Consider the following 19,443-nt stretch of genomic DNA (forward strand, 5'->3'; position numbering starts at 1 on the left):
GTGGCGGGCCCTTCCCTGCCCGCCTGCCTCGGCTGACGGCAGGGCGTCAGAATCCTGACAGCACAAGCTTGCCGATGGTCTGACCGCCTTCGAGCAGGGCGTGCGCGCGACGCAGGTTGGCCGCGTTGATCGTGCCCAGATTCTCGCCCACGGTGGTCTGCACCCGGCCAGCGTCGATCAGTCTCGCCACCTCGTTGAGCAACCGGTGTTGCGCAATCATGTCCGGCGTGCCGAACATCGCGCGCGTGAACATGAATTCCCACACGAACGTGGCGCTCTTGCTCTTGAGCAGGCCCACCGGCAATTCACGGGCATTCTCGACGATCGAGCAGATCTTGCCTTGCGGGGCGATGGCGTCGGCCATGGCGTTGAAATGGCGATCCGTGTCGTTGAAGCAAAGGATGTAGTCGACGTTTTCAAACCCGAGCGCACGCAGTTGCGCCGGAATGTCGCCACGGTGGTCGATCGTGTGGTCCGCCCCCAGGCGGCGGCACCAGGCTTCCGACTCCGGCCGCGACGCCGTGGCGATCACGGTCAGGCCGGCCAGCACCTTGGCCAGCTGGATGCCGATCGACCCCACGCCGCCCGCACCGCCGATGATCAGCACCGATCGGCCGGCATCCTCGCCTTTGGGCGAGACGCCCAGGCGATCGAACAGCGCCTCCCACGCGGTGATCGCGGTCAGCGGCAATGCCGCCGCCTGCGGGAAGTCCAGCGAGGCCGGCTTGTGGCCCACGATACGTTCATCGACGAGGTGGAACTCGCTGTTGGTCCCCTGGCGCGTGATGCTGCCGGCGTAGAACACGGGATCGCCCACCTTGAACAGCGTGACGTCTGGACCCACGGCCACCACCGTTCCGGCGGCATCCCATCCCAGCACGCGCGGCGCGTCCTCGACCTTGTCCTTCGGCGCGCGGACCTTGGTGTCCACGGGATTCACGGCAATTGCCTCCACCTTGACCAGCAGGTCGCGCCCGCTGGCAACGGGCTGGGCGATCTCCACGTCGACGAGCGACAGGGGGTCGTTGATGGGCAGGTAACGGGTCAGGCCGATAGCTTTCATGGCAGGCATCCTTTCCGGGGACATGAGCAGATGCCTGCATGGTAATCGACCGCGATCCAAACGATTAGCGGGAAAATTCCGCAATCACTTTCCCGAAATTCAGGAAACTCACCGAACTACCGGCGCCAAGGGCGCCAGGATCTGGCCGCCGCCAAAGCTGAGCTGCGCGGGCACGTCACCCCCAAGCGTCATCCGGACCGCACAGTACTTGAACTCCGGAATCTTTCCGAACGGGTCCAGAACCGGGTTGGTCAGCTTGTTGATGGCCGCCTCGTAGTAGCAGAACGGCACGAACACGGCACCGCGCGGCGTCCCGTCGTCGGCGCGCGCGTACAGCGACACGCACCCGCGCCGCGAGGCCAGCGTGATGACATCGCCCGGCTGCGCGCCCAGCGCGGCCAGGTCCAGCGGATGCACCAGTGCCACGGGATCCGGCTCGATCGCGTCCAGCACGCCGGCGCGCCGCGTCATGCTGCCCGTGTGCCAGTGCTCCAGCTGGCGCCCGGTAATCAGCACGACGGGGTATTCCGCATCGGGCCGTTCGGCGGCCGGAATGATATCGGCCGGCACAATGCGGCCCCGCCCGGTCGCGGTCGGGAAGCGATCAGTGAAAATCACCGGCTCGCCCGGATCGCCCTCGGCCCGGCACGGATACGTTACCGCGTGCTCGCGCTGCAGCCTCTCCCAGGTCACACCGGCGATACTCGGCATGGCCCGCCGCATTTCATCGAAGACATCCGCCACGGCAGCGGCGGCGTTGCCATGTCCGTAATCCCACGGCAAACCGAGCCGCGCCGCCAGTTCGCACAGGATCCACAGGTCCTGGCGCGCCTGGCCGGGCGGCTCCAGCGCCTGGCGCCCCAGCTGCACGGTGCGATCGGTATTGGTGAACGTCCCGGTCTTCTCCGGGAATGCCGACGCCGGCAGCACCACGTCCGCCAGGCAGGCGGTCTCCGTCAGGAAGATGTCCTGCACTACCAGGTGGTCGAGCGCCGCCAGGGCCTCGCGGGCATGCTGGGCGTCCGGATCGGACATCGCCGGGTTTTCGCCCATGATGTACATGCCGCGCACCGAACCGGCCTCGATGGCCTGCATCACCTCCACCACCGTCAAGCCAGGCTGCGGGTCCAGCGGGGTTCCCCATAGCGCCTCGAAGGCGGCCATGGCGACGGGATCGTCGACGCGCCGGTAGTCGGGATACATCATCGGGATCAGCCCCGCATCGGACGCGCCCTGCACGTTGTTCTGCCCGCGCAGCGGATGCAGTCCGGTCCCGGGCCGGCCGATCTGGCCCGTCATCAGCGCCAGCGCGATCAGGCAGCGCGCATTATCGGTACCGTGCACATGCTGCGATACGCCCATGCCCCACAGGATCATCGATGCCCGGGACGTGGCATAGAGCCGGGCCACCTCGCGAATCGTCTCCGCATCGATCCCGCACACCGGCGCCATGACTTCCGGACTATAGGGGGCCACGTTGCGCACCAGGTCCTCATAGCCAATGGTGCGCGAGGCGATGAATCCGGCGTCGACCAGCCCCTCCTCGACGATGACATGCATCATCGCGTTCAGCAGCGCCACGTCGGTATCGGCCTGGAACTGCAGGTAGCGATGGGCATAGCGCGCGAGGTCCGAGCGCCGCGGATCGGCCACGATCAGCCTGGTGCCATTACGCACCGCGTTCTTGATCCAGCTGGCCGCCACCGGATGATTGACCGAGGGGTTGGCGCCGATCAGCAGCACCACCTCCGCGCGACCCACATCCATCACGGGATTGGACACCGCTCCCGAGCCGATGCCCTCCAGCAGCGCCGCCACCGACGACGCATGGCACAGGCGCGTGCAGTGATCGACATTGTTGCTGCCAAACCCGGTCCGCACGAGCTTCTGGAACAGGTACGCTTCCTCGTTGCTGCACTTCGCGGAGCCAAATCCGGCCAGCGCCCGGCCGCCATGGGCGTCCCGGATCCGGGCCAGGCCACCCGCGGCCAGCGCCAGCGCCTCGTCCCAGGTTGCCTCGCGGAAAACCTCCATCACGCGATCGGGATCCAGCACGATGTCCGCGGACTTTGGCACGCCCTCCCGCCGCACCAGCGGCACCGTCAGCCGGTGCGGATGCTGCGCGTAGTCGAACCCGTACCGCCCCTTCACGCACAATCGCTGATGGTTGGCCGGGCCGTCCCGGCCTTCGACAAACAAGATCCGGTTGTCCTTGACGTGGTAGGTCAGCTGGCAGCCCACGCCGCAATACGGGCAGACCGAGTCGACCTGCTTGTCCGGCACGGCCAGCGCCGCATCGCGGGCCGGCATCAGCGCCCCGGTCGGACAGGCCTGCACGCACTCGCCGCAGGCCACGCAGGTGGAAGCACCCATGGGGTCGGCCATGTCGAAGACGATGCTGGCCTGGTCGCCCCGGAATGCCAGCCCGATGACGTCGTTGGCCTGCTCGTCGCGGCAGGCCCGCACGCAGCGTGTGCACTGGATGCAGGCATCCAGGTTGACAGCGATTGCCGGATGCGACAGATCGGCGCGCACGGCATCGCGCGGCGCAAAGCGTGGCTTGCCCACCGCCATGCGGGCGGCCCATTCCTCCAGCTCACTGTGACGCGTGTAGTGCGTTTCGGGCATGTCGGACTGCAGCAACTCCAGCACCATGCGCTGGGCCCGACGTGCGCGGTCGGAATCGGTCCGCACCGTCATGCCCTGCGCGGGCGCGCGGCAGCAGGACGGCGCCAGCACGCGCTCGCCATCGATCTCCACCATGCAGGCGCGACAATTGCCGGCGGCATCGAGCCCCTCCTTGTAGCAGAGGTGTGGCACGTCGATGCCTTCGCGCTGGGCCACCTGCAGCAGCGTCTCGCCCGGGCGCGCCGTGACGTCGCGGCCGTCAAGCCGGAACGAGATATCAGCATCGGAAGATGCCTGGACGAGCGCGTGTTCGGCGCGGGTCAGTGCATTCATGGCTGGCCCTCCCCGGCCGAAAGCTCGTGCGGAAAGTAGCGGATCACGCAGTCCACCGGATTCGGCGCCGCCTGCCCGAGCCCGCAGATCGATGCATCGCGCATGACGGCCGACAGGTCTGCCAGCGTCTCCACATCCCATTGCGGCTGGCGGATCAGTTCCAGCGTCTTGGCGGTGCCGGCACGGCAAGGCGTGCACTGGCCGCAGGACTCGGTCCGGAAGAAATGCATCAGGTTGCGCGCGGCGTCGACGGCGCGGTCCTGGTCGGACAGGATCACGACCGCCGCCGAACCGATAAAGCAGCCATACGGCTGCAGCGTATCGAAATCGAGCGGGATGTCACCCATCGCGGCAGGCAGGATGCCGCCCGACGCGCCGCCCGGCAGATAGCCGTAGAACGCGTGGCCGTCCAGCATGCCGCCGCAGCATTCGTCGATCAGCTCCCGCACGGTGATGCCGGCGGGCGCCACATGCACGCCGGGCCGGCGCACGCGGCCGGACACCGAGAAAGACCGCAGGCCCTTGCGTCCATGCCGGCCCTGTCCGGCAAACCAGTCGGCGCCCTTTTCGACGATCTCGCGCACCCAGTACAGGGTTTCGAAGTTGTGTTCCAGCGTCGGCCGCCCGAACAGCCCGACCTGCGCCACGTAGGGCGGGCGCAGCCGGGGCATGCCCCGCTTGCCTTCGATCGACTCGATCATGGCCGATTCCTCGCCGCAGATATAGGCGCCGGCGCCACGCCGCAGGTGAATCTCGGGCAAGTCCGGGATGGGCGGGTCCTCACGCAACTGGCGCAGCGCCTCGGTCAATACCGCGCGGCAGCCGGCGTATTCGTCTCGCAGGTACACGTAGATCGCCGCCACCTCGGTCACCCGCGCGGCAATCAGCATGCCCTCCAGGAATCGGTGCGGATCCCGCTCCAGATAGACCCGGTCCTTGAACGTGCCCGGTTCGCCCTCGTCGATATTGACGGCCATCAGCCGTGGCGCGGGCTCGGCCCGCACGATCCGCCATTTGCGCCCGGTGGGAAAACCCGCCCCGCCCAGACCGCGCAACCCGGAATCCTCCATCGTGCGGATCAGCGCGTCGGCGTCCGTCTGCCCGCTGGCGAGCGCCTGCAACAGGCGATATCCGCCTTGCGCGCGATACGTGCGATCGTCGATCCAGGGTTCCGGGTCGTGCCGCACGGTGCCGGCCGTCACGCAGGCGTGGATGGCGTCTTCACTGGCCCTGTCCACGGGATGCTGGCCAACCAGCACCGCCGGCGCGCGTTCGCAGCGGCCGATGCACGGCGCCGCCACCACGCGGACATCCGCACCAAGCAGCGCTGGCAACCGGTCCAGCAGCGCCCGCGCCCCGGACATCTCGCACGCGATGCCTTCGCATACTCGCACCGTCAGCGCAGGCGGCGCGGCGATGCGGCCATCGGCGTCCTCTCGCACGATATCGAAATGGTGATAGAAGCTGGCGACCTCGAAGACCTCGGCCTGAGCCATCCGCATCTCCTGCGCCAGCGCGGCGAGGTGCGGCAGTGCCAGCTGGCCGAAATGGTCCTGGATGGCGTGCAGGTGCTCGATCAAGAGGTCCCGGCGGCGTGGGGCGTCGCCGAGCAACTGCCGGACTTCGGACTGCGCGGCAGGGTCAACCTGCCGGCCCTTGGGCTGGCGGCGCTTGCGCTCGCGACCCGCGCCCTCCACCGCGATGGGAATCACAACCTGGTTCATGGGGGTCCTGTCGATTGTCGGTCGCCGGCTATGCTGCCGGCTAAGGTGCTGCCTCACCGCGCGTCAGGTAACGCACGGCTTCAACGTCTGTTTCGGATGCGGTGCAAATGCGCTTCGATCATACCTCCGGCATGGCGGCACGAATTGGCGCATCGCACCAATCGCACTGGCCAATCGGGCCGGCTCATCGCACAAGCAAACCCCGGCAACGACACAAGCCCGCGCGATGGCGGGCCTGTGTGTCACAGAAATGCTGAGGATTGCACGGCAGGGATTATCGTCAAGTCAGGTCTTCCGGCACGGGCCGATATCCCATTGGCGATGAGGCATTGGCGTGTACGTACTTTTTGGCGTGCGCTTCACGCATTGGCTTGAGGACGAAGATCGCCAACACCGCGGACAACGCGGCCATGCCCGACGCCAGCATGAAGACCGCATGCCAGTCGCCCGTCGCCGCCGTGATCACGCTGGAGAACGGCACCAGCAGCGCGGCGGTTCCCTTTGCCGTGTACAGCAGACCGGCATTGGTCGCGGCAAACTTCGGCCCGAAGGTATCGCCACAGGTGGCCGGGAACAGGCTGTAGATTTCCCCCCAGGCAAAGAACACGACGCCGGTCAGCACCACGAAGGCAACCGGGTTGTGGCCGTACTTGGCCAGCAGCAGAATGCCCACCGCCTCGACCGCGAACGCCAGGAACATGGTGTTCTCGCGACCGATATTGTCGGAAATCCAGCCGAAGAACGGTCGCGTGAGGCCATTGAGCACACGGTCGATCGTCAGTGCGAACGTCAGCGCCGGCAATGTCAGCCCGAGAATCGACACCGGGGAATCGTGCAGGCCGAAGTCCTTGGCGATCGGGCCCAGCTGTGCCGTCGCCATCAGGCCGCCGGCCGCCATCATCACGAACATGGCGTACATGATCCAGAAGATCGGCGACGACAGCACCTGGCGCGGCGACGCGTTATAGGTGGTGGCAGCCTTCAGCGTGCTCTTGACCTCGGCGAGGATCTTGGCCGACGGCGGATAGAGCGCCATGCCCAGGATCACCACGACGATGCCCTGCCCGAGACCGAACCACAGGAACGTGGCCTCGTAGCCGCTGCTCTTGATCATGTTGGCGATAGGCACGACGGTCATCGCCGACCCCGCGCCAAACCCGGCCGCCGTGATGCCCGCCGCCAGTCCTCGCCGGTTCGGGAACCACTTCAGCGCATTGCCCACGCAAGTGCCGTACACCGCCCCGGCCCCCACGCCACCCACCGCCGCGGCGAAGTACAGCATCGGCAACGACGACGCCACGGAGTTCAGCGCCCACGCGATCGCGCAAAGCAGGCCACCACCCACCACCACCGGGCGCGGGCCGTACTTGTCGACGAGGTAGCCCTCGATCGGCACCAGCCAGGTCTCCGTGACCACGAAGATCGTGAAGGCCACCTGGATCGCCGTGCGGCCCCAGTGGTACTTGTCATCAATAGGATTGACGAACAGCGTCCAGCCGTACTGCATGTTGGCGATCATCGCCATACAGATCACGCCAAATGCGAGCTGCGTCCATGGGGACGCAAATCGTGACGTTGGCGCGTTTTGCTGAAGTTCCATGGTGTCTCCTTCTGGCAGTCCGTGCTGCCGTTGTGGATGGGCATCTGGTCGATGCCTCTGATGTTTCGCTGCTTCTCGTAGCTGCTCTGATGTACTGCCTGATCCCGAACAGCTGAGCCGTTCTAGTGCTATACAGTATGTGGTATATCAAGCAAGTCAAGCCGTTTTCCGGGCGATGCCTGACTGGACATGGAGACATTTACGGACGCCCGTCGCAGGCATTTTCCGAATGGTGCGCGGGGCGCATCAAAGTCCGGCTGCCGGGCGGGCGATCTTCATTCCCAATCAACGACTTAGGGGGCGCATCGGCATCAATGAAATCGGGCGTAACGCGGCGCTTTCGTGCTGCACTGCGCGCCCCGGAAAACCCGTCCTAGGGAAAGTCCTAGGCGGCGAGCCAGTGCGAATGCATCTGAATGCGTCGATGTCCAGAACACAAGGTAATGGGCGAGCTGCGACGCGACAATCCACAAAGTGGCGACAAGTGGGGACGTCAGGTGAGTGAATACGGGGGAGAGGCAGAACTGCCAAACTGCGTCGGGACCTGAGATCCGGAGCGCAGGGGCATTGGGAATGGCGCGAGAAAACGCGGGGTGCTGCGAGAGGGATACGGCCGTAATCCCGGCGGAATGCGAAGGGCTTGGAATTGCGAAGTCAGGAGTTGCCGGCCGCTACAAGTCTCCTGAGGAACACGCTGAAAATCGATCAGGCGTGAGCGAACTGGGGCTGGCGAGCAGGCGAAACCTTCGGCGTCGCACGGCCAACACCGTCGATCTCTTGCGAGGAACCCAGGCCGGCAAAGCGACCATGTTCCTGTGCCGTGGTCAGCAGGGCCATCGGCAGGCGCGTGGCCAGCAGGTAGGTAACGGTGACACCCATCGAAATCAGACCCAGGGCGATGACGGAAAGCAGTGCGGCGTTCATGGAAACTCCTAAGTGAGGTAGGTCAAGGAGTTTTCATTATATGCTGCACTGCGAGGACTGTAAATATCCTGTATGTGATATATCAACAAGAATTTCACTCGATCGCCGCGACAAAGCAACAACGCACCCCTGGGGGTGCGTTGTGCGTCATTTCTGGCTTTGTCGACGTCTCAGATAACCACCGAAACGTGCCGCATACATCGCAAAATCATTTGCGGCGGCGCCACAGATGAATCCTGTTCAGCGCCCTACCCCACCTTCTTCAGCAAGCCCTGGTCGTATTCCTGCGCGCGCAGGTTGTCCCACACCGCCGCCGCATTGGGCTTCAGTGAGCGCGCCTTGCGCCTAACCAGCATCACGTTCGATGTCACCTGTGGGCGCAAGGGGCGCATCACCGCCGCGGGGGCCATGCCGCCCGCCTGGGCGCGCGATGGCACCACGCCAATGCCGAGGCCCATCGCCACCATGCCGAAGATGGCGGCGAAATGCCCCAGGACCTGCAGCGATCCGGGCCGCACGTGATAGGTCGCCAGCGCACGTTCGACGGCAGGCTGCACGCCGGAGCTCTGGTCGAGCGTGAGCACCGTCGCATCGGCCAGCTCGCCCCAACCCAGCGACTCCCGCGCGGCCAGTGGATGCCCGGCCGGCAGCACGGCCTGCAGCGGATCCGCGCAGAGGGGCTCGCAATACAGGTCGTCGCAAGCACCCGGGTTGCTGGCGATGCCGAAGTCCACCTCGCCGTTGCGGACACTTTGCAATACGCACTCTTGCGACCGGTCGCGCAGTGTGATGCCGATGCCGGGCCACGCCTGGCGGCAGCCAGCCAGCCACATCGGCACGGACATCGACGACAGCACGGGATCGGAGGCGATCTGCACCGAGCCCTGCGACGGCTTGCAAGTGCCGTGGCTCTCGCGCAGCGTCTGCTCGACCTCTTCAATCAGGTGACAGATCCGTTGCGAAAGATGCTCGCCCGCATCGGTCAGCTCTACCTGGCGCGTGGTGCGGTCGAACAGGCGCTGATCGATTTCTTCCTCGAGCTCACGCACGCTACGGCTAATGGCCGACTGAGTGAGACCGAGTTCCGCTGCGGCGCGCGTAAAGCTTTTCTGGCGCGCCACGGCGGCAAAGGCCTTCAGTTGGGGAAGCGAAACATTCATGGTGCCGCTCCTTCCTGTTGATATTGGTATTGGTATGCGTCGCATGGGGTGCGACACCCAGCTTCCTCCGGATTACGGATACCGCCAGCGTGACGATGGCGATCCGCATGAAAGACGACAAAGGCTCGCCGGAGAGGCGAGCCCGTCGTCACGCTTGCGTGGCGTCAGTGCGCCAACGCATCGTCATTCGCCCTTGCCGGTTGAAAACCCGGCCAGGTAAGTGGCGTGGTCGCTGATGGGTTGGGCCTGGGCGTGCCCCGTGATGAAACGCCGCCGCATGGGCTGCAGCAGGAATTTGGCGGAAAGCCCCGCGGCCACCGTCATCACAGCCGCCACCGTGAACACCAGGCCCCAGCCGCCGTGATGCGACAACACGGAGGCCAGCGGCACCAGCAGCGCGGCCGTGCCCTTGGCCGTGTACAACGTGCCGGCATTGGCGGCGGCGTACTTGCTGCCGAAGGTGTCTGCGCACAGCGCCGGGAAGATCGAGAAGATCTCGCCCCAGAACAGGAACGTCAGCGCCGCGAAGAACATGAACCAGTACGGGTTTTGACCCAGTTCCATCAGGCCGATCAGCGACAGTCCCTCGCCGATGAAGATAAAGAACATCGTGTTTTCGCGGCCGATCCGGTCCGAGATGAAGCCGCACAGTGGCCGCGTCAGTCCGTTGCAGAGGTTGTCGACCGACAGCGTCATCGTCAGCAGCGGCAGCGTGACGCCGAGCATCGTGATCGGCATCGAGGCAAAGCCGAAGTCCTTGGCGATCGGCCCGATCTGCGCGGTGGCCATAATGCCGCCCGCGGCCACGGCGACGAACGACACATAGATCATCCAGAACACCGGCGTCTTCACCATCTGCCCCGGCGTGAACTCCACCGGATTGGTCAGGATGGCCTTGTTGGCCACGAGCCCCTTCGGCGGCTGCGGCTTCACCAGCAGCAAGGCCATGATGAAAATCAGCACACCCTGCAAGATGCCGAACGTGAAGAACGCGTGCTCATAGCCGGACTTCTGGATCATGTTGGCGATGGGGATCACCGTCAACGCGGAACCTGCGCCAAACCCGGCCGCGGTCAGGCCGGCCGCCAGCCCGCGCTTGTCCGGGAACCACTTGAGCGCATTGCCCACGCAGGTGCCATAGACACCGCCCGCGCCAATGCCGGCAATCACGGCGGCCGTGTACAGCATCGGCAGCGAGGTGGCGTACGAATTCATCACCCAGGCCAATCCGGCGCACAGGGCGCCACCGGCCACCACGGGACGCGGCCCGAGTTTGTCCACGAGCCAGCCTTCCAGCGGCACGAGCCAGGTTTCAGTGACGATAAAGATGGAAAACGCAACCTGGATGGCGGACTCGCCCCAGTGATGCTTGGCATTCATGGGTGTCACGAACAGCGTCCAGCCATACTGGAGATTCGCGACCAGCCCCATGCAGAGCACGCCGATAAAAAGCTGGAACCAGCGGTTGCGTAGCAGCCCGCCATTGGAATTGCCCACGGCCGGGCCTGCCGCATTGGTGTGCGCCATGTCTTGTCTCCTTGCATTAGTGTTTCTCGCGCTCTGGTGGCGCGACTGGTGGGCAGTCCTGCGTGGGAACGCCCTACTTCACTACTGAATGAGCGCGCCTGACATTGCGGCACGTTGCATCGGTGAATTGATGCTACTTCAAACTTAGATCAGCACAGCATAAAGTTTTTTATTATGATCATTGACGATCCTTTATAGATTGCAGGAAATCGTGCAATGAAGAATGCCACGCTGCGCCAGCTGAAAGTCTTCGAAACGGTAGCCCGCCATCTGAGCTTTTCGCGGGCGGCGGAGGAGTTACACCTGACCCAACCCGCTGTTTCCACACAGGTTCGGCAGCTGGAGCACCACGTCGGGTTGCCGCTGTTCGAACAGCTGGGCAAGCGGATCTACCTCACGCCCGCCGGCACGGAGATGCTGCATTACAGCCGCAGCATCATTCAGCAATTCCGTGAAGCGGAAGACGCGATGGCCCAGCTTAAGGGTATTTCCGGAGGCCGGCTCAACGTGGCCGTCATCAGCGCGGGCGACTATTTCTTCCCACGCCTGCTGGCCGAGTTCATGGGCAGGCACGATGGGGTCACGCTCAATCTCGCGGTGCACAATCGCGAAGAGCTGCTGCACCAGCTGGCCGGCAACCTGACTGACCTGGCCGTGATGGTGCGCCCGCCCGAGGGCATGGACACCATCGCCGAATCGTTTGCCCCCCACCCCTATGTCATCGTGGCCGCGCCGAACCATCCGCTGGTCGGCAAGCGCCACATTCCGCTGGCGGGCCTGGCCGAAGAGGCCTTCGTCTCGCGCGAGAAAGGCTCGGACACCTGGAATTCGATGCAGGAAGGCTTTGCCGGCCGCTTGTCGAACCTGCGGATCGCCATGGAGATCAAGAGCACCGAGACCATCAAGCAGGCGGTGATTGCCAACATGGGCATCGCCTTCCTGTCGGCGCATACCGTCGGCCTTGAGTTGCAGACCGGCAAGCTGGCCGTGCTCGACATCGAGGGCTTCCCGGTCATGCTGAACTGGTACGTCGTCCATCGCAAGAACAAGCGGCTGCCCCCGGTGGCGCTCGCGTTCAAGCATTTCCTGATGGAAGAAGGTGCGTCGCTGATCCAGCAGATCACGGGCGTCGAAGGCCTGATCCGGCCCCGCCTGCGCGCCTGAGACGGGCGCTCCGCCCGGACGTCTTCTCTAGAACTTTCCCTGGGCCCGCTCCCCGCGCGCTCTCGCGTTCCCCTGCGCTATCCCCCTGCGCTTTCCCAGGCTCTCGATGCGCCCGCGTCATCCATAAACGATGACTTATGATTTTGCGATGAAACTTTAATTATCGTAAATCGATCGTCAGGCCTAAGCTGCACACATACCAAGCCATTGCTCACGTGCAGTTCAAGGAGACGATCATGAACCAACTCCAGTCCGAAGCGCGCCTCACCACCTCCCCCAACGGCGAGACGCACCACCTCGATCGTGACGTGCAATTGGCGGCCTACAACGCGGCCTTCACCGAACTGGGCCTGCGTTTCCGCTGGGATATGCCGATGTTTGACTGGCTCTGCGGCATCGAATGTGAAAAGACGCGCGTGTGCCGCTACATCGAGGAATACCACGCGCACCTGCTCAAGGCCTACGATCCCGCTTTCCTGGGCCAGCTGATCTTCGACAAGAAGAACGAGTACCTGCGCGCGATGGCCGGCGCCGGCATCAACTGACATTGACGCGACGGCAGTCGCTTCCAGACCGGCGCGGGGCCGCCGGCGGGTGCTGCGACACCCGCCTGGCGGCCCCGCGCTTTTTTGCCGCTCGTGTTTCTTCAAAAAAATGCCCCCAACGGTTCGTGTCTCGTTGGGGGTCTGTGTCACGCCTGCCACGGCTCGCAATCCGGCTCGCAATCCGGCGCGCAAACCGGGCGCGCCACCGCGCACCGGCCGCTGCCGTCCCGTCAGAGCTTCCCGGCCCCGCGCGCCCACTTGTACTTGGCGCCCAGCACCGCCACCGGGATTTCCGTCGAGTAGGCGTACGCCGGCACGCCATGTTCATACAGATACTCGGCGGCCTCTTCCACCTGCACGTCGCCGGCCAGTGACGCCACGATCGGCTTCTCGATGCCCCTGGCGGCCATTTCCTCCTTCACCTCGATCACCAGCTTGGCAAATACCATCGGCGGCGTGATGATCGTGTGCCAGTAGCCCAGGATGATCGCGTGGATGCGCGGATCCTCCATGCCCAGCCGCAGCGTGTTCTTGTACGTCGACGGGGGCTCGCCACCGGTGATGTCCACCGGATTGCCGGCGGCGCCGAACGGCGGGATGAACTTGCGGAAAGCCGCATCGAGATCCTCCGGCATCGTCATCAGCGACAGGTTGTTATCCACGCACGCATCGGAGAGCAGCACGCCCGATCCGCCCGCGCCCGTGATGATGACCACGTTCTCGCCCTTCGGCGTGGGCAGCTTGGGGATGCCGCGCGCAAATTCGAGGAGGTCGCGCAGCGATCGGGCGCGGATCACGCCGGCCTGCTTGAACACGTCCTCATAGATCTTGTCGTTGCCCGCCAGCGCGCCCGTGTGGGAGCTGGCCGCGCGCGCGCCCAGGCTGGTGCGGCCCGCTTTCAGCACGACCACCGGCTTCTTCTTTGACACCCGGCGTGCCACCTCGGCAAACGCGCGGCCATCCTTCAGGTCCTCGCAGTGCTGCGCGATGATTTCCGTGTTCTCATCCTGCTCGAAGAACGTCAGCAGATCGTCTTCGTCGATATCGGACTTGTTACCCAAGCCGACGATGGCGGACACGCCCATTTTCGCGGATCGCGAGAAGCCGATGATCGCCATGCCGATCCCGCCCGACTGCGACGACAACGCCGCCTTGCCCTTCACGTCGTACGGCGTGCAGAACGTCGCGCACAGGTTCTTCGGCGTGTAGTAGAAGCCGTAGATGTTCGGTCCCATCAGCCGGATATCGTGCTTGCGGGCGATGGCGACGATCTCTTCCTGACCTTCGACGTTGCCGGTTTCCGCAAAGCCCGACGGAATCAGCACGGCGCCCGGGATACCCTTCTTGCCGACCTCTTCCAGCGCCTGGGCAACGAACTTGGCGGGGATGGCGAACACGGCCACGTCTACGTCCCCCGGCACCTCCAGCACGCTCTTGTAGGCCGTCATGCCCATGATCTCTTCGGCCTTCGGGTGGATCGGATAGATCTTGCCCTGGTAGCCGCCGTTGATCAGGTTCTTCATCACCGAGTTGCCGATCTTGCCGTCCTCGGCCGACGCGCCGATCACGGCCACCGTGTCCGGTCGCATGATGCGGTTCATCTGGCGGACGATCACTTCCTGGCTCGGACGATATTTCTCCGGCTGCGGCGTGTAGTCCACCACGATCCGGACGTCGGCGGCAATCGCGCCGTCCTTGCTGGCGAACACCGGGTTCAGGTCCAGCTCGGAGATCTCGGGGAAGTCGGTCACCAGCTCGGACACACGCTGGATCATGGCGGCCAGCGCTTCGCGGTTGGCCGGATCGGCGCCGCGCACGCCCTTGAGCACGTCGGCGGCGGCAATGCCGTCGAGCATCGACAGCGCATCGTCACTCGTGGCCGGCGCCAGGCGGAACGTCACGTCCTTGAGCACTTCCACCAGTACGCCGCCCAGGCCGAACGCCACCAGCTTGCCGAACGACGGATCGGTCACCGCACCGATGATCACTTCCTGACCGCCCGTGATCATCTGCTGCACCTGCACGCCGATGATCTCCGCGCGGTCGTTGTACGCCTTGGCGTTCTCGATGATAGTCAGGTAACCCTGCTCCACCTCCGCCGCGGACTTCAGTCCCACCAGCACGCCACCGGCTTCGGTCTTGTGGAGGATGTCCGGCGAGACGATCTTCAGCACCACCGGAAAGCCCATCTTGCTGGCCAGCTCCACGGCGCCCGTGGGAGACTTGGCCACACCCTCGCCCGGCACCGAGATGCCATAGGCGTCGCAAACCAGCTTGCCTTCGGGGGCGGTCAACGCGTTGCGCCCCTCTTCCTTGACGGTCGCGAGGATCTTGCGTACCGCATCCTTGTCTTGTGTCATGTCAGGTCTCCATCTGTTCAGGCGTGCAATGGGTAAGCCGCCACGCGTCACGGGCGCGGGCGGTGGTGCGGACTTCGGATGGAAAAGCATTGGAGGGGCGGGAGACCGGACCGCCCTGGGATGCGGGCCCGGTCTCCCTTACTGCGCGTTTGGCGCGTGCGCGACTACACGGCGCCGGCCGCCTTGAGCGCGGCGATCTGCGCCGGCGTGCGGCCCAGCCAGTCGAGGATCTCTTCGGTGTGCTCACCCAGCAGCGGGCTGCGTTCCACGTCCACCGGCGACGCCGACAGCGTGATCGGGCAGCCCAGCTGCACGTACTTGCCGCGCTCCGGGTGATCCAGTTCGACCAGGTAGCCACGCTCGTAGAGCGAGCCGTCCTCGATCAGGTCCTTCATCGACAGGATCGGGCCGCACGGCACGTCCACGTCGTTGAGCGCGGCCATGACCTCGAACTTGGTCTTGGTCCGGGTCCACTTCTCGACGATGGAGAAGCACTCGCCCAGGCACTTCAGTCGCGCCTCCGGCGTGGCGAATTGCGGATGCGTGATCAGGTCCTCGCGGCCGCACAGGCGCATCAGCGGCTCCCAGCCCTGCGGCTGGATGATCACGTAGACGTAGTCGTTGGCCCCGCCCGGCGAGCACCGCAGCGCGGCGCCCGGCTGGCCCCCGCCCGACGCGTTGCCCGCGCGCGGCACGAAGTCCCCGAAATCCTGGTTCGGGTATTCCTTCAGCGGGCCAGCGGAAAGGCGCTGCTGGTCGCGCAGCTTGACGCGGCAGAGATTCAGCACCGAGTCCTGCATGGCGACTTCCACGCGCTGGCCGCGCCCCGAATGCTCGCGCTGCAGCAGCGCGGCCAGGATGCCGACCACGCAATGCACGCCAGTGCCCGAGTCGCCGATCTGCGCGCCGGTCACGGTCGGCACGCCTTCCGAATCACCGGTGGTGCTGGCCGAGCCGCCCATGCACTGCGCGACGTTTTCATAGGCCTTGCAATCGGCGTACGGGCCGGGACCGAAGCCCTTGATCGACGCGTAGATCAGACGCGGATTCAGGCTCTGCAGGCGGTCCCAGTCGAACCCGGCGCGGTCCAGCACGCCGGGGCCGAAGTTCTCTACCAGCACGTCGCACCGCTGCACCAGGTCTTCCAGCAGCGCCTTGCCTTCCGGCGTCTTCATGTTCAGCGTCAGGCTGCGCTTGTTGGAATTCAGCATGGTGAAGTACAGGCTGTCGGCGTTGGGCACGTCGCGCAGCTGGCTGCGGGTGATGTCCCCCCGCCCCGGCAGCTCCACCTTGATCACATCGGCCCCCAGCCAGGCCATCAGCTGGGTGGCCGAAGGGCCGGCCTGCACATGCGTCATGTCCAGGATGCGGACACCGTCGAGTGCTTTGTTGTTCATGGCGTTGTCTCCTTGAGTATTCTCTCGCGCGCTTGTTTGGATAAGGTATGTGATATATCACAACACAACAAGAAGAAAATGCAGCGCGGTTCAGACTTTCCATTCCGCATCGCAATAGATCCTCCGGGCAACACCAGCGTTAACCCGCGACATAGAAGGCTCTGCGATCAATCCCGCTCTATTGATGCGATGGCCTTGTCAGCGCGGACATCCCTTTCGGGCGAGTCACTCTCACGCAGTTTCAGCTTGATTTTATTGTTGATATATTACATATCATATTTTACGCTGCGGAAAGCTGAGCAGGCGAGTCCCGACCTGCGGCCCGTGGTGCATTTCAACCAAGGAGACACGTGAACATTCACGAATATCAGGCCAAGGAGTTGCTCAGGCGCTATGACGTGCTCGTACCGCACGGCCGCGTGGTCTTTACGCCAGACGAGGCCGCACATGCCGCCCGCAAGCTGGGCGGCCCGGTCTGGGTGGTGAAGTCGCAGATCCACGCAGGCGGCCGCGGTGCCGGCCGCTTCGTGGATGACAGCTCGGGCAAGGGCGGCGTGCACGTCGTGAAGTCGATCGATGACGTCCGCGCCAGCGCCGCGCAGATGCTGGGCAAGACCCTGGTCACCAGGCAGACCGGCCCGGCCGGCCGGGTAGTGCGGCGCCTCTACGTCGAGGAAGGCTGCGACATCGCGCGCGAGCTCTACCTGGGCATCCTGATCGACCGCGCCACGTCGCGCATCACGATCATGGCGTCCACCGAAGGAGGCATGGAGATCGAGGAGGTCGCCGCACGCACGCCCGAGAAAATCCTGAAGGTGGCAATCGATCCGGCCAGCGGCATCCAGCCGTTTCATGCACGCCGGCTGGCATTCGGCCTGGGGCTGTCGGGCAAGCAGGTGGGCGCGGCCACCCGCTTTATCCTCTCGGCCTACCGCGCGTTCACCGAGCTCGACGCATCGATCGTCGAGATCAATCCGCTTGTGGTCACCGGCAGCGGCGACGTGATGGCGCTCGACGCCAAGTTCAATTTCGACGACAACGCCCTCTTCCGCCATCCCGACATCGAGGCCATGCGCGACGAGAGCGAGGAAGACCCGGCCGAGACCGAAGCCGCCCGGCACGCCCTGAACTACGTGCGGCTGGACGGCAACATCGGTTGCATGGTGAATGGCGCGGGCCTGGCGATGGCCACGATGGACATCATCAAGCTCCATGGCGCTGAGCCGGCCAACTTCCTCGACGTGGGGGGCGGCGCCACCAGGGAGCGTGTCACGACCGCCTTCCGGCTGATCCTGGCCGACCCCAAGGTCGAGGGCATCCTGGTGAACATCTTCGGCGGCATCATGCGCTGCGATGTGATCGCCGAAGGCGTGGTGGCAGCCGCGCGCGAAGTCGGCCTGACCGTCCCGCTGGTGGTGCGGCTGGAAGGTACGAACGTCGACCTGGGCAAGCAGATCCTGCGCGATTCGGGCCTGCCGATCGTATCGGCCAACGATCTTGCCGACGCGGCCGGGAAAGTGGTGGCCGCCGTGCGTGCCACGCAGAAAAAAGGAGGCAAGTGATATGGCTGTCCTGATCAACCAGAACACGCGCGTGATCTGCCAGGGCTTTACCGGCGCACAGGGCACGTTCCATTCGGAACAGGCACTGGCCTATGGCACGAAGATGGTGGGCGGCGTCACGCCCGGCAAGGGCGGTGAATCGCACCTGGGCCTGCCGGTCTTCGATACCGTGGCCGCAGCCGCCCATGCCACAGGTGCCGACGCGTCGGTCATCTATGTGCCGCCGCCGTTCGCCGCCGATGCCATCCTGGAAGCGGTCGACGCCGGCATCGCGCTGATCGTCTGTATCACCGAAGGCATTCCCGTGATGGACATGGTGCGGGTCAAGCGTGCGCTGTCGGGGTCCGGCAGCCGCCTGGTCGGCCCGAATTGCCCGGGGGTGATCACGCCGGGGCAATGCAAGATCGGCATTATGCCGGGCCACATCCATACACCGGGCAAGATCGGCGTGGTGTCGCGCTCGGGCACGCTGACCTATGAGGCCGTGGCGCAGACCACGGCGGCCGGACTGGGGCAATCGACCTGCATCGGCATCGGCGGCGATCCGGTGAACGGCACCAACTTCATCGACTGCCTGGAGATGTTCCTGGCCGACGACAAGACCGAAGGCATCATCATGATCGGCGAGATTGGCGGATCGGCGGAGGAAGAGGCCGCCCGGTTCCTGCGCGATGCGCGCACACGCAAACCCGTGGTGGGCTTTATCGCCGGCACCACGGCGCCGCCGGGACGCCGCATGGGGCACGCCGGCGCGATCATCTCGAGCGGGACAGGCACGGCGGAAGCGAAGATCGACGCCATGCGCGAAGCCGGCATCCATGTCGCCGGGTCGCCGGCGGAGCTGGGTGCGACCATGGCGGCCGCAATGAAGCAGGCATCGGGGCGCGCCCCGCTCAAACGAAACCTGGCGTTGGCCAGCGCGTGAACGCAGAAACGGAAAAGGCCGGGCGCCCGGCTTTTTCGTTTCTGCGCCGTGTTGCAACCGCGTCTGATGAGTCAGGCGGCTCCGGCCGTGGCGCCCACCCTGGCTTCCAGTTCCGTGATGCGCTTGCGCAGCGCCCGCTCTTCCTGGAAGCGCACGGTCTCGTCACGGATCACCGCCACGATGCCGGTGATTTCCCCGCCCTGCCCGTGCAGCAGCGCCACGGTAAAAGCGATCGACATCGCAGCGCCGTTCTTGTTGATCGCCGGGACCTTGAGCAAGTCATGGCCGTAGCGGGTCTGGCCCGTTGCCATGGTCTTGTCGTAGCCCTCCCAGTGGCGCGCACGCAGGCGCTCGGGAATAATCAGATCCAGCGACTTGCCCAGGGCCTCCTCGCGGGTGTAGCCGAACATGTACTCGGCGGCCGGGTTCCACAACGTGATGGCACCGTCGGCGCCGGAGATGATGACGGCGTCGCCGATGGCCGACACCAGCTGTTCATAGTCGATCGCGGTCTGCATGGTCTTTCCTGGG

The 19,443-nt window shown here is 65.0% G+C and carries 14 protein-coding genes; 4 read left to right on the forward strand and 10 right to left on the reverse strand.

The features are described 5' to 3' along the window. Positions 1-46 precede the first annotated feature (46 nt). The 7 genes from AC1DOX_RS20395 to oxlT (AC1DOX_RS20425) all read right to left on the reverse strand — a co-directional run bounded on the left by AC1DOX_RS20395 (position 47) and on the right by oxlT (AC1DOX_RS20425) (position 10,959). On the reverse strand, positions 47-1,063 hold the full coding sequence (locus tag AC1DOX_RS20395; RefSeq protein ID WP_441620168.1) for a zinc-binding alcohol dehydrogenase family protein: 1,017 nt from the start codon (positions 1,061-1,063) through the stop codon (positions 47-49). A gap of 108 nt (positions 1,064-1,171) precedes the next feature. After that, complete coding sequence (gene fdhF / locus AC1DOX_RS20400; RefSeq protein WP_441620170.1) at positions 1,172-4,024, reverse strand: formate dehydrogenase subunit alpha; 2,853 nt, start codon at positions 4,022-4,024, stop codon at positions 1,172-1,174. Continuing rightward, on the reverse strand, positions 4,021-5,748 hold the full coding sequence (locus tag AC1DOX_RS20405) for an NADH-ubiquinone oxidoreductase-F iron-sulfur binding region domain-containing protein (RefSeq protein WP_441620172.1): 1,728 nt from the start codon (positions 5,746-5,748) through the stop codon (positions 4,021-4,023). Before AC1DOX_RS20405 ends, fdhF begins: the two co-directional genes overlap by 4 nt. A 280-nt stretch (positions 5,749-6,028) precedes the next feature. Continuing rightward, positions 6,029-7,348 (reverse strand): oxalate/formate MFS antiporter, encoded by a 1,320-nt coding sequence (gene oxlT, locus AC1DOX_RS20410; RefSeq protein ID WP_441620174.1) that lies wholly within the window; start codon positions 7,346-7,348, stop codon positions 6,029-6,031. 705 nt (positions 7,349-8,053) lie between these two features. After that, positions 8,054-8,272, reverse strand: a complete 219-nt coding sequence (locus AC1DOX_RS20415; protein ID WP_092139808.1) for a hypothetical protein — start codon at positions 8,270-8,272, stop codon at positions 8,054-8,056. A gap of 248 nt (positions 8,273-8,520) precedes the next feature. Continuing rightward, on the reverse strand, positions 8,521-9,432 hold the full coding sequence (locus AC1DOX_RS20420) for a LysR family transcriptional regulator (protein WP_092139810.1): 912 nt from the start codon (positions 9,430-9,432) through the stop codon (positions 8,521-8,523). A gap of 183 nt (positions 9,433-9,615) precedes the next feature. Beyond that, entirely contained in the window at positions 9,616-10,959 is a 1,344-nt protein-coding gene (gene oxlT, locus AC1DOX_RS20425; RefSeq protein WP_441620177.1) for an oxalate/formate MFS antiporter, read from the reverse strand. Between the two features lie 216 nt (positions 10,960-11,175). Here oxlT (AC1DOX_RS20425) and AC1DOX_RS20430 point away from each other — a divergent pair, with 216 nt between their 5' ends. Then, complete coding sequence (locus AC1DOX_RS20430; RefSeq protein ID WP_092139814.1) at positions 11,176-12,123, forward strand: LysR family transcriptional regulator; 948 nt, start codon at positions 11,176-11,178, stop codon at positions 12,121-12,123. A 236-nt stretch (positions 12,124-12,359) separates the two neighbouring features. Next, complete coding sequence (locus AC1DOX_RS20435; protein ID WP_441620179.1) at positions 12,360-12,668, forward strand: LysR family transcriptional regulator; 309 nt, start codon at positions 12,360-12,362, stop codon at positions 12,666-12,668. Positions 12,669-12,898: 230 nt separating this feature from the next. On the opposite strand, the gene AC1DOX_RS20440 is transcribed toward AC1DOX_RS20435, so the two are convergent. Next, the gene (locus AC1DOX_RS20440) at positions 12,899-15,028 is read right to left on the reverse strand and encodes an acetate--CoA ligase family protein (RefSeq protein ID WP_441620181.1); all 2,130 of its coding nucleotides are present in this window, start codon (positions 15,026-15,028) and stop codon (positions 12,899-12,901) included. Between the two features lie 164 nt (positions 15,029-15,192). Continuing rightward, entirely contained in the window at positions 15,193-16,425 is a 1,233-nt protein-coding gene (frc, locus tag AC1DOX_RS20445) for a formyl-CoA transferase (protein WP_441620183.1), read from the reverse strand. A 350-nt stretch (positions 16,426-16,775) separates the two neighbouring features. Here frc and sucC point away from each other — a divergent pair, with 350 nt between their 5' ends. Next, the gene (gene sucC, locus AC1DOX_RS20450) at positions 16,776-17,987 is read left to right on the forward strand and encodes an ADP-forming succinate--CoA ligase subunit beta (RefSeq protein WP_441620184.1); all 1,212 of its coding nucleotides are present in this window, start codon (positions 16,776-16,778) and stop codon (positions 17,985-17,987) included. Between the two features lies 1 nt (position 17,988). After that, a complete protein-coding gene (sucD, locus tag AC1DOX_RS20455; RefSeq protein ID WP_441620186.1) occupies positions 17,989-18,912 on the forward strand; it encodes a succinate--CoA ligase subunit alpha in 924 nt (307 codons plus the stop codon). A gap of 71 nt (positions 18,913-18,983) precedes the next feature. Here sucD and AC1DOX_RS20460 read toward each other — a convergent pair whose 3' ends face one another. Then, positions 18,984-19,430, reverse strand: a complete 447-nt coding sequence (locus AC1DOX_RS20460) for a PAS domain-containing protein (protein WP_441620188.1) — start codon at positions 19,428-19,430, stop codon at positions 18,984-18,986. Positions 19,431-19,443 lie beyond the last annotated feature (13 nt).

It is taken from the genome of Cupriavidus sp. 01L415, assembly GCF_056400065.1.